A 13,407-nucleotide genomic window follows, 5' to 3' on the forward strand; every position below is an offset into this window, starting at 1 on the left:
AAAATATCTTATGTTACGTCAGAAAATGTACATCTGGTATTCTTGGGTAATTTCGGACTCGCAGGTCAGATGTCAGGATGCAAAGAAAGAAAAACAAAAACGGGGCTGTCTCAAATGAAAACCAGCCCCATTATAGAAAACGTTATTTAATTTATCCCATCTTCCTTTTTAAAACATACTCCAACATTATTATTGTCCACGGAAAGGATTCTGATCCTTTGAAGCATCTATTGCGTCATTATTAGTAAACTCTAACTGAGGAATCTGACAAAGAAAACGATAATCATTTGACGGCAGATATCCATAAGGTTCAGCATCTGCTGCATTATAGTTATCCAAATAAGTCATACCTAAAGAAAAATGCCCGGCCGGATTTGAAGCTGTTGCACCATAGCGATACAAAGGTTTTTGTAAACGCAACAAATCATACATACCAGTCACCCCTTCGCCCAACAATTCTTTACGGCGTTCTACATATATACTTTCCAACAACTCTGTTTTAGCCGTTGTAGTTGTAGGCTTCGCAACGTTACGTGCACTCTGCAGTGTATTCAAATAAGTTAATGCATTTGCCGTATTATTGAGATTCGCTTCCGCTTCTGCCATAATCAATAACATTTCAGCAGAACGCATTAATGAAAACTCCGGATAAGTATGTCCCTGCGGAGCACCATTGGCATCTCCATAATATTTAAATTTATTGTAAGCCCATTTAGCAGCAATCTCTTTGTCTCCATTAGCTGTACGGTGCCAGAACATTACCGACTTAACATCATCGTCCGTTACGCTTTCGGTCTTTGTACATTTACTACCACGAAAATCTGTTTCATCAAACAATTGAACGAATTTATCGTCTACAAACAAATTGATAAAACTATAAATCGGACCGTCTGTCATACCTTCTCCATAACTCGGATCCTGATTATACCAGTAATTGAATTCAGTATTCGAACTAATATTCGACAAATTAGTAAAATTCAGCCCCCAAATAACTTCTTTACAACCATCCGATAACAAATTATCGAATCCGCTGCACCATTCCTCTTTGCTCATCAACGTATTATACTTGTCATAAACACTTTTAGCCTCAGCCAAAGCTTTATCCCAATCACCCATTACCTGATAAACACGAGCCAAATAACCGGAAACCACATCCACATTAAGTTTCCATTGTTCCTCCCGGTCATATGAAGCAAGCAAGCTTTTGGCTGCCGTCAAGTCATCAAGCACTTGCTTATAACATTCTTCCACAGTCGAGAACCCTTTGGAATCAGGCTCGCTGGAAGAAGTCCGCAAGATAACTCCTCTTTTATCCTTGGCTATCGCATAAGTCTGCTGATAATTTAACAACAGGTTAAAATAAGAAATTCCACGCATGGCCAAACACTGTCCTTTAATAACCGGCTTTTCCGATTCATCACCCGAAGCCTCCGGAAGTGCATCGATAATAATATTCGCCTGGTTGATAATCTTATACATATTCGTCCAAATACGTTTAGAATAATCTCCTGCGGCCTGTGTACGTCCTTCCGTCAAGCGATAGCTATCCTCTACCGAACCGCCATAGTTCTTCGTACTCATAATATCCGCACCAGGCAAATCGTAATACATGCACAGACCGGTTACGCCAGCATAACAAGCATCGTTCTGGCTACTTCCACCTTGTTCACCCATCAACAAATATTTATAAGCCGAATTCAAAGCCATGTTCAGCCCCGTAGTGCTTCCCAAAATCGTATTCTCATCTATATCAGTCGATGAATTTGTTGTCAATTCATCATTGCAATTACTCAAAGAAAAAGCCAACAGAGCAACAGCAACAAACTTCATATTTTTATATATTCTTTTCATATCAAACTCTTATTAAAATGAAACCTGAATACCACACATATAAACTCGTCTTGACCCCTGGATACCGTTGTCTGTTTCGGTATTACCATTATAGTTGTTACCCATAACACCTGTTTCCGGTTCCGAATGACGTTTTGCGGCAGGACCAAACGTCAACAGGTTATCGCCTGAAATATATACGCGGGCATTTGAAACCCCGACTTTTTTGGTCAAAGCCTTCGGTAAGGTATATCCTAAATTGAGGTTTCTCAAACGCAAGAAATCATTATTATGAATAAAGAAATCCGTTCTTTTTACGTTCAAAGAGGCATTCGCAGAAGACAAACGAGGGAATTCTGCCACATCACCCGGCTTTTCCCATCTGCTTTCCACCTGATCCATAATCATGCCTACTCCATCCAAACCGGCAGTACGTTCCAACCATACATAATCGTACATTTTCGACCCCAAAGAAGCATACCACATAAAAGAAAGATCAAATCCCTTATATGTAAACGTATTGGTCAAAGAACCGAATGCCTTCGGTATCGCAGAGCCGCACCATTGATAATCGTCCATCGTGACGTCTGAATAATTTTCCGTAGTTTTCCAACCACCATTATCGTCTTTAATCAGATAGACTCTGTTACCATTATCCGGATTTACCCCGGCATGTTTCGGCATATAAAATTCATATAAAGAACGTCCTTCTTCCAATTTATATGTTGCACCACGGTTCGCATACGTATAAGAGCCACCCGGCAGATATGTCACCTCGTTCTTCAAGGTAGACATATTAAAATCAATGTTCCACTGAAAATCGTTGGTCTTGACGGCTACTGCACTCAGTGTCAATTCCAAACCACTGTTACGCACATTTCCCATATTGGTGTTATAACCGGCAGCATCACCTACCTGTGCGGATAACGGCAAATTCCTGTAATACAACAAATCTTTCGAACTACGGGAATAATACTCAATCGTTCCGCTCAAACGACTTAAGACACTGAAATCTAACGCTATATTATACTGTTCGTTGCGTTCCCACTTCAAATTAGGTGTAGCAATCGTACGCGGCTTATATCCGGCAGCACCATAAAAATCAGCAGAAGTATAATAGGCTTGATAAGCATATAAAATTTCATCTCCTGCAGTACCGCTACTTGTATTACGAGGCACCAGCTTATCGTTACCGGAAGTACCATAACTACCACGTAACGCCAAATTATCAACCCAATCGATATCTTCCATAAAATTCTCCTTCGAAATTCTCCAAGAAGCACCTACGGAGAAGAAGTTACCCCAACGACTGTCTTTACTGAAGCGTGAAGAACCGTCGCGACGAATAGAACCGGACAAATAATATTTGTTTTGGAAATTATAGTCTATCTTGCCAAAAACAGACAACAAAGAATAACGATTACGGTAAGAACTTACGCTCCAGTTTGCAGTCGTTGATTCCAGTTCATACTGTCCCATTTGCATGATGCCCTCACCATAACCATAATTATATTGCTGGTTATAAGAATATAACTCATGCCCCAACAATACATCCAAATTATGTTCGCCGAAAGACCGATTCCAAGTCAGCAAGTTATTCCATGTAACAGAAGTTGTTTTCCAGTTTTCACGTGTGGCATCTCCACCATTGGTCATAACCGTCACGCCAAAAGGCTTCTGTTGCCCCGAACCATGCACGGCCGAGCTATACCCGTAGCCATTCTCCTGGATATCGTCAAGATTCACATTCGTCTTAAACTTAATATCGAACGGCAAAGAAAATTCGGCAAAATAATGGGCCGTCAACATACCTCCCTCTTTATTGCTGAAATTATCATCATTGGGGTTATTCCAATAATCGCCGGCCCCGTTTAAGACATGGATTCCGAAGAAATTACGACTGTTCACACCGTAATCGTTCATACGCATACCGGTCTTCTCCGAACGATACCAATCCGTATTGTCTTCATTTCTTAACCAAGGCGAATTCAACGTGTTTGAATAAACCAACGCACGGTTTGCCCCCGAAACATTCTGGCGAGAATAGCTATAAGCCAAATTTCCTCCCATCTGCAGCCAATCCATCACTTGCGAAGTCACACTCGCACGGAATGAGTAACGCTTGTAATACTGGTTATTGGCATACCCTTTATCGTTCAAATAAGAAATAGAAGTATAATAGTTTGTTTTCCCGTTATCGCTCGAACCACTGACATCCAGCCCGTAATCCTGGCGCAACTTACGTGAGAAAACAGCCCCGTACCAGTCATAATCGCTTTCATCCCAAACCATTTCCAAATTAGGATTAGCCCAACAGTTGCCATTTCCATCATGCAATACATAATTCGAAGCATCGCCGGTCCATTTGAACGGGGTTACATAAACCGTTTCGCCTTTTGAATTTACACGTGGATTTACAGCACGCGACAACAAGTTTGCCGACGCATAATCGCCTGCATCCTGCTTACTCATCCCTTCCACGTAATACTTATCATTATATAAGGCACGCCACAAATTGGTCATTTGCTGGTAAGGATCTGCCTTTTTAGGGTTAGCCACCGCATTATCGGAAGTACCCCACGCTCCTCTGAAATTGATAACAGGCTTACCCGATTTACCTTTCTTTGTCGTAATTACCACTACCCCATTCGCTGCACGCGAACCATACAACGAAGCTGCCGCGGCATCTTTCAATACCGTCATCGACTCTATATCCGAAGGCGAAATAGAGGTCAACTTACCATCATAAGGCATGCCGTCTACCACATACAAAGGTGTCGACTTTCCGGACATGGAAGCTATACCGCGAATCTGAATACGCGTTTCGCCCCCCGGGTTACCCTCATTATTAGAGACATTCACACCGGCCGACATACCTTGCAAAGCTTCCGCAAAACCGGCCCCTGAAATCTTTTCCAACTGGTCGGATTTGACTATTGAGGCAGAACCGGTAAACGACGATTTCTTTGCCGTACCATAGGCAACGACAACCACCTCGTCCAAATCCTGCGTATCGCTCAGTAGTTTTACATTCACGGCACTATGTCCATCCCAAGTAATCTGCTGTGTAGCCATTCCGACAAACGAAATAACCAATACCGCTCCTTTTTGTACTCCATCTAAAACAAAGCGACCATCCTGGTCGGTAATCGTACCGTTTGAAGTACCTTTCACAGAAATGGAAGCACCGGCTACAGGTCCCATTTCGTCTACAACACTACCTGTAACTTTGTTTTTCTGCTGTGTAATCATAGTTCCTTCGGAGGAAGGGATTACGGCTGCATGGATAGTTCCGCCCATACCGAATACGGTTGCCAGAACCAAAGCTTTAACCAGTTTCGAATTTGTCAACATAAAATAAATTTAAAAGTTAAACAATTCTGTTTTTTCATATTAAAAATATATAGAAGAGCGCAAGCTCTTTTAATATCAACAACTTCGACCACAGCTAATCGCATAGAGAAATACTCGTAGGTTTTTCATTCGTTTGTTTAAACTCATTAAAAAGACCATTGTCTTTGAAGAACTATGGTGACAATAGTTATCAAAAAGACAGAAATGATTACATATGTTTCTTTTTGAATAAAATACAAACTAAGTGTTAAACAATCCCCTTCTGCGGCGAATATATACTAAATAACCATAAATAAAATGAACAATGGATGATCTTGTTTTTTTTGATACCTTAACAGTGTAAAGCCTATCTGAACCCGTTTTGACCCTGGTTTCCCTCCACTCTGCCTTCGTTCTGACTCCGTTGTGAGTCCGTTCTGACTCCGTTCCAAGCATCGAAAACAGATGGGAATTTGAATGCGAAAGGTGCTTTGAATCGACTGGTTTTCAACATTATATGCATTTTTTGAGAATAGCGTTGTCGCTTATTTCTATACTTTCAATACGGTAAATAAATGTTAATAAACTTTTGGTTGTTTCATTTGTTATCTAATTGTATTCTGTTAATAGTATGTAATTGTAAATCAGACATTATGGTAGTGGCTATCTCTATGTTAAAATTTAATCTATATGTGAAAATAATAAGGGTGTATTATTAATTTATTAGAAAATTACATTATATTTGCATCGATTTTATACCATAGTTCTTCAAAAACTATGTCATTACAATCATTATTTAACATTTTGGAAGTGCATTAGAGAAAAAAAACTGTGCCAAAAGTCTATTTCCGGAGCCGGCCTATCAATCACAGACCAGCCAAAGACTTTTGGCACAGTTTCATGCTTTTTCAGTACGTTGATCTTTCAATATTATCTGACCAGTTGCAATTCCTTGATCAGTCGCGGACATTTACCCCACTTGTCGATCATATAAAGTACATAACGGATATCCACTGCAATACAACGCTGCAAGTCGGGTTCGAAAGCGATGTCACCGCTCATGGCTTCCCAGTTTCCGTCGAAAGCAAGACCGATCAGACGGGCGTTCTTATCGAATACAGGGCTACCAGAGTTACCACCGGTAATATCATTATTTGTCAGGAAGCAAAGCTGCAACTGTCCGTTTTCATTGGCATACTGACCAAAGTCCTTGCTACGGATCAGGTCCAGGATTTCCGGTTGAACCCAGAACTCATCATCTTCCGGATTTTCTTTTTCCAAGATACCTTTCTCCGTTGAATAATAGTCATACCAGGCTGCATCATACGGATGATACCCTCCGATAGAACCATAGCTTAAACGCATCGTGAAGTTCGCATCCGAAGAAAGGGGCTTTTCCGGATACATTTCCTTCAGTCCGGCAAAATACAGACGTTCGCCTTTGGCAATATCGTAATGAGCATCGCCCATAAACTGCTGCAACTCGAACAAAGAGATCAGCGTGGACAAACTCAGTTCGGCTGCCGGGTCTTTTTTCAGTTTTGCATACAGTTTCGGATCTTTCAGCATCTTCTCGATCTTGTCGTATGACAAAAGTGAAGTCTTCTTAAAAACGTCTGCTGCATATTTTGCATAGTCACCTTTATACTTCTTATCCACTTTCTGATAGATATCCGGAAGATATTGAGCCGGAACACGTTCTTTCACCACTTTCATCATGGCAGCCAATACCTTTTGGTCAAGGGAGGCATCGTAATCTTTAAAGAACGGCTGGATCTTGTCTTTCAGGACCATGTCTATTTCTTCCGGAGTAGAACCGTTTATATCCACACCCTGTACCATACGCGCCAGGCGCACAATTTCAGTACCGCTGACAAATGCTTCTGACAGATAAGTGGAAACTTTCCGGTATTCATCCGTCGAAGTATATCCTTTTTCCAACAGGTTCAGCACTTCGCCGTATTTGGCTTTACGTTCAGGTGTCTGACCGGCCCAGGCGGCAAAAGCAGCTTCCTCTTCCTTCTTACGCTCTATCACGTTCAGATTAGCCAGACCGCGGTTCATACCGATAGAATTCTTCCAGTAGTTAGAGCTACCGGCATATTTGGAGGCATATTTGATACGGACTTCATCGCTTGCCGACATAGCATCTTTCCAGATAGCTTGTTTGATGCCGCGTACCTCGATACGAGGCTTGTTGCTGTCTTCAATACGCTGTTTCACACCCCAGGAAGATAAATAACGGTCTGTGCTGCCCGGGAAACCAATTGTCATCGCGTAATCTTTATCCTGGTATCCCTGAAGGGAAACTTCTGCTACATATTTAGGGCTGTAAGGCTTGTTGTCTTTGCTGTATTCCGCCGGTTTGTTATCAGCATCGGCATACACACGAAATACGGAAAAGTCGCCTGTATGACGCGGCCACATCCAGTTATCCGTGTCACCACCGAACTTTCCGACTGAACTGGGCGGAGCAAATACCATACGAACGTCGTTGAACACATCGTAAACAACCAGGAAATACTTGTTATTATTATAGAAAGGAACTACATCCGCAGCCTGGAATTCCGTATTGCCGATCGAGTCGCAGATGACCTGTCCGATAGAATCGGCAGCAGCCAAACGCAGATATTCTTCTTCAATACCGGCGATTTCACCGTTGATACGGTCGCTTACGTCAACCGTTTCACGCAAGTAGCGCACGCTCAGTCCCGGAACGGGCAACTCTTCTTCCTTACTCTGAGAAACGAAACCGTCTTTCAGATAATCATGTTCAACGCTACTCAACTGCTGGATAGAACCGAAACCACAATGGTGATTAGTAAAGATCAATCCTTCTTCCGATACGGTAATACCGGTACATCCGCCACCGAAAATAACAACAGCATTGGCCACACACGGGTCGGTTTCACTGTAAAGTTGCTGATAGGACGGGACAAATCCCAATTCCTTGATTCGAGCCAGATTTTGTTTGTTAAGTTCCTTCAGAACCCACATGCCCTCGTCGGCATATACCTGGCCTGCAGCAACAAGAAGCAGTAAAACTGCCCACACCTTCTTCATAAAATTCATTCTTTTTTATTCTATTAGTAATTTAATATTTTTCGCATCTACGCGTGCACCGAGCCACTCACGGATCTTTAACTGTTCTTTTTCATTGATACGCTCTTTGCTTTTTAGGTAAACCAACATGACTGTGTCCTGTTTCATGCTGTCAGTACTTACAATATAGGTATTCGAACAAGAGGCTTCAAGAACAGACGGGAATAAAACTTTCATCTCCGGGATCAACTCCGAAGTCATACGCGAAGCACTCTTATACCGGTCTACCGTCTTTTTCAAGGAATCGATCTGTATGGATTGTACCCGAAGAACTTCTTCACTATTTTTATATAGATCCTGCATCAGCATGCTTTTCAGTTCGTTTATATCGGTAGCTTCCTGTCCGAAACCTTGCTGGACGACCAGAGAGACATCTTTCAAACCATATTTGCGAAGCCGGGTCCGGGCAATTTCGATCATGGGTTCCGGCACATTTTCACCGATCATTACGACTTTCACTTCTTTCTTCTCGCTCGTATCCGTCACTGTTTTACTCAATATCTGTGTATTCGGAAAAGCCAGTTCTTCCGTCACAAAATTAGCGACCCGGTCATTGAAATAACTGGTACGGATCAGGTTATAGCTCAGGAAAAGACTCGGTACGATCGTGAAAAAAACAATCACCCCGACATAGCGTGTCACCACCTTTTCCCGTTGTTTATCCAGGAATATCTTCTTTGGATATTTCAGTATACGGACCACCAGGAAAGTTGCCAGACTGATAAACACCGTATTGATAAAATAGAGATAAAAAGCACCGAAGAAATAATAAAGATTCCCGCTTGCCAATCCGAAACCGGCCGTACAGAGCGGTGGCATCAACGCCGTAGCGATAGCCACACCCGGAATCACATTTCCTTTACTTTTGGTTGAACTGGCAACAATACCGGCCAATCCACCGAAGAAAGCGATCAGGACGTCATAAACGGTCGGTTGCGTACGCGCCAACAATTCACTTTGCGCCTCACTGATCGGAGAGATCAAAAAGAACAGGGTTGAAGTGATCACACTGAACACCGTTGCCGTCGCAAAATTACGGAAAGACCGCTTGATCAGGTCATAATCATAGATGCCCAATCCGAGACCGAACCCCATGATAGGTCCCATCAGCGGAGAGATTAACATCGCACCGATAATCACCGCCGTAGAGTTTGTATTCAAACCCAACGAAGCGACAAATGTTGCAAAGATCAAAACCCAAAGATTAGTACCTTTAAACTCAATACCTTTTCTTATAGACTCAACCGTTTCGAGTTCATCTTCCTTCTCCTGGCGAACGTCAAAATTACGAACAAAGAAGTCTCTTATTTGCTTGTGTAACACTCCTTTTTCCATCCCACTCTCTTGTATTGATAAATACTCCGACTAATAGCCACACCTTAATCGTGCAAAGATAGAAATAGTATCCCTAAATAAAAAATAAGAAGTGTGAACAAGAATAACCGGCATAAAATTCGAAGTCTTATTGATTTTCAATTAACTTTGCACAAAGAAGAATATTATTTTGAAAAGGAGTCCATCTAAATGTTTATATAAATAATGAAACGCTGCTTAATTCTGATATACATGCTTGGCAATATACTCTTTGCTGCTGCCGACAACACGGCTACCAAAGAGGCTTTAAGCGTTGCTTTAAAATCAATATCCTCCCCGGAAGAAAAGCTGGAGACATTGACAAACCTGATGGATATCTCCCGGCAGGAAGAACAGGTTGACTATGCCAAACAGCTGTATAAGGAAGCACTGGCCAACGATAACGATTATTATAAAGAAGCTGCCCTGACCGAAATTCTCCGCTTTTATGTCAACAACGACATCAAAGACAGCACAAACGTTTACATGGAAGAAGCAAAACGCGAGCTGAAAGGCAAAGCACGCGATTTTCTGGTAACTTATATGCAGACAATCATCGACGTACGCGTGGTTTTCTATACCGAAGGAGAAGACAGGAAGAAACTGATCGAGCAATACCGGCTTAAACTGGAAACAGACAAAAATCTTTCGGTCCTCGAAAAAATATCGATCAATTATGTGCTCGGAATGGCTTACGGCAACCGGGTCGAACCGGGTAACGAAGAGGAATGGAACAAGCGTATATGCACACGTTTTAAAGCGATCATCGACTTGTCGGAAAATATCCCGCTACAATATTCTTACTTATTCCGCTTAAATACGTTCAGTATTCTGACCCTCTATTCAGGTGAATCGAATTATTCAGGCGCGATGAATGACCAGGCGACTTATGCGCTTCGCTATCTGGAAATGCAAAAAGAATATGCAGAAACGAAAGAGATGAAAAAGCGTCCTTACATCAGCAAACGGCATTTACTGAACGCCTATTCTTCTCTGGCCGTTACGGCAAAGACGCTTGGAAAAGACCTAGCCTCTTCTTATTTCCAGCACTTTATGGAACTGAACAGGAAATATCCGGAAGACGCTGCTTTCTCTGCCGAATATGACCGTTTCTTCACAGCTCTGAATTTTTACCGTACAACCAACGATTATCCGATGGCCATACGATATTGCGACTCCGTTATTCATTATTTCCGCAATGCCGATTTTAAAATCGATTTATCAGACCATGTCGTTTCGACACTCAAAGAAAAGATAGATATGCTCGACAGCCTGCATCTATATAAGGAAGCTTATGAATCCCACAAAGAATACGCAGCTTTGGTGGATTCGGCACGACTCAAAAACATGAAAGACAAACTGGAAGACCTGGAAATCAATAAACGGGTAGACGAACTGGTTATTGAGAAGAAAGCACTGGAAGTGGACTTACAGAAAAGCCGTAGCCAGCTATATATGTTCCTGGCCTTGTTTATCCTGGCTATCAATTTCGCAGTCTTTGTTGCGTTCCGCTTATGGAAAATCAATTCATTGTATAAGAAATTACAGGACTCGAACCGCCTGGTCATCCTCGCCAGCGAGAAAGCACAGGAAAGTGAAAAGATGAAGAATGCCTTCATTAAGAATATGTGTCACGAAGTCCGCACACCCCTGAACGCGATCAACGGGTTTGCCGACCTGATTACGACAGAAGACATTACGCCTGAAGAAAAGCAGGAATTCAGCAAGATCATTTTCGAGAACTGCAACCATATCACTTCCATGATGAACAGCGTACTCGAAATTGCCCAACTGGACAGCAACAAGGAGGATTTGCCCTTATCACCAGTAAATATCCATCTGCTCTGTTCCTGTGAAATGGAACAACTCAAAAGACTCAACAGCAAACCGGAGATCGATTACCAAATAGAAGGTGACCGGAATAAGGATATTGCTTTTACCAACTCTAGCCATTTCAGTCTGATCCTGGCCCACTTGCTGAACAATGCAAACAAATTCACCGAACGGGGAAGTATTGTCCTTTCCTATAAAGCGGAAGAAGAACAAAACCGGATGATCGTCAGCATCACAGATACCGGTTGCGGTATTTCGCCCGATAAACGTGAATGGATATTCGAACGGTTCACCAAAGCGGATGATTTCGTTCCCGGTTCAGGATTGGGATTATATCTTTGCCGCCAGATCGCAGAACGTATGAAAGGTCAGATCTACGTAGACCCGGATTATACAACCGGACTACGCATTACGCTGATCATCCCGATCAAACCGGAATAAAATTATTTCTTTTTAACGAAATAACGCCCTACATAAGGTAACTCTCCCAATGGCAGATCGCGTTTTACAACGATACCGACAAAGAGGCAAAGCAGCAATGTGCGGTAACCCAGACGCAGGATTTCCGACTCTATCGTCGGCAACATGCCGGCCAGATAAAATACGGTTGCCAATACAGAATAAGTGATCACCGATTTAAGATCATATTGGATCGGAAATTTCTTTTGTCCGATAAAATAGGATAACAACATCATAACCAGGTTACTAACAAAAGAAGCCCAGGCACAAGCCATATATCCGTATGTCGGAGCAAATAAAACAATGATCAGAATCGTCGCAACACATCCTATCGTCGAGAAATAAGCACCCCACTGTGTCTGATCAATCAGTTTGTACCAAAACGAGAGATTAAAATATATTCCGAAGAACAATTCTCCCAACATAACAATAGGAACAACGCGCAAACCCGGATAATAGGAAGCAGGGACAATATGTTTAAATATATCGATATAAAACATCACTGCCAGAAAAATAAGCAAAGCGAATATAATGAAATATTTCATCGCCTCCGAATATGACTTTTTACTGTCATCATCCTTATTCTTTGCAAAAATAAATGGCTCGTAAGCGTAGCGAAATGCCTGTGTAAACATTACCAGCACAACTGCTATTTTAAAACAAGCGCCATATATCCCCAATTGGGTATTAGCCATTTCCTTATCTTCGAATAGGAAAGGAAATAGTATTTTATCGGCTGTCTGATTAAAAATACCTGCAATCCCCAAAATCAGGATCGGAAAAGAATAAGCAAGCATCTGTTTAAGTAAAACAAAACTGGCTTTTTCCCGTAAACCCGGAATCATATCGGGAAACAATAACACAAATGTGACAAGAGATGTTATTACATTCGCAACAAAAATATATCCGACCTGATAATCAGGAATATAAAACCAATCGACCAATACTGGGGTATGATCATAGAGCCATGGACAAGCTATCAGGAAGAAAAGAACTAAAACAATATTCAGAAAAATATTAAACAGCTTAATAGAAGCGAAACGAACCGCTTTCCCCTGATACCGGAGAAATGCAAACGGTATACAACAAAAGGCATCGACTGCCACAATTCCCGACATCATCCCGACAAACTCAGGATTCGAACCATACCCCAAAGAATTACTAATTGGAGTCAGCGCACTGAATATCAACACCACAAACAGAACAGAAGTAAGAGCAATGCTAAATAATGTAGTAGCATAAACCCGCATCGGAAGCGCAATTTCTTTCTTATTCATAAAACGGAAAAATCCCGTTTCCATCCCATAAGTCAGAATAACCATCAGCAATGCCGTCCAGGCATACAAATTGGTCACGATTCCATAATCGCTTTCCGTCGCCAGCACACGCGTATACATCGGCACCAACATCCAGTTCAGGAACTTCCCTACGATACTACTAACACCATAAATCGCAGTCTCTCCTGCGAGCCGCTTCATTCCTCCAGCCATAACTATT

6 protein-coding genes are annotated in these 13,407 nt (G+C 41.9%); 1 reads left to right on the plus strand and 5 read right to left on the minus strand.

What is annotated here, in order from left to right; all coding sequences use genetic code 11:
* Positions 1–189: 189 nt before the first annotated feature.
* From K6V26_RS22115 to K6V26_RS22130, 4 genes are all read right to left on the minus strand, one after another.
* Positions 190–1,851 carry a RagB/SusD family nutrient uptake outer membrane protein gene (locus K6V26_RS22115; protein WP_010801260.1) on the minus strand — a complete coding sequence of 554 codons (1,662 nt, stop codon included), beginning with the start codon at positions 1,849–1,851 and terminating at the stop codon, positions 190–192.
* A gap of 12 nt (positions 1,852–1,863) precedes the next feature.
* Positions 1,864–5,184: a SusC/RagA family TonB-linked outer membrane protein gene (locus K6V26_RS22120; RefSeq protein ID WP_010801259.1), complete on the minus strand. Its 3,321-nt coding sequence runs from the start codon at positions 5,182–5,184 to the stop codon at positions 1,864–1,866.
* Between the two features lie 909 nt (positions 5,185–6,093).
* On the minus strand, positions 6,094–8,226 hold the full coding sequence (locus tag K6V26_RS22125) for a S46 family peptidase (protein ID WP_370449547.1): 2,133 nt from the start codon (positions 8,224–8,226) through the stop codon (positions 6,094–6,096).
* A gap of 15 nt (positions 8,227–8,241) precedes the next feature.
* Positions 8,242–9,600 (minus strand): TIGR00341 family protein, encoded by a 1,359-nt coding sequence (locus tag K6V26_RS22130; RefSeq protein WP_009860559.1) that lies wholly within the window; start codon positions 9,598–9,600, stop codon positions 8,242–8,244.
* A gap of 231 nt (positions 9,601–9,831) precedes the next feature.
* Between K6V26_RS22130 and K6V26_RS22135 the strand changes: the two genes are divergently transcribed.
* The gene (locus K6V26_RS22135) at positions 9,832–11,892 is read left to right on the plus strand and encodes a sensor histidine kinase (protein ID WP_009860558.1); all 2,061 of its coding nucleotides are present in this window, start codon (positions 9,832–9,834) and stop codon (positions 11,890–11,892) included.
* Positions 11,893–11,894: 2 nt separating this feature from the next.
* Here K6V26_RS22135 and K6V26_RS22140 read toward each other — a convergent pair whose 3' ends face one another.
* Positions 11,895–13,400, minus strand: a complete 1,506-nt coding sequence (locus K6V26_RS22140; protein ID WP_009860557.1) for a lipopolysaccharide biosynthesis protein — start codon at positions 13,398–13,400, stop codon at positions 11,895–11,897.
* Positions 13,401–13,407 lie beyond the last annotated feature (7 nt).

Origin of the sequence: Parabacteroides goldsteinii, from assembly GCF_020091425.1 — a bacterium.
GTDB lineage: Bacteria > Bacteroidota > Bacteroidia > Bacteroidales > Tannerellaceae > Parabacteroides > Parabacteroides goldsteinii.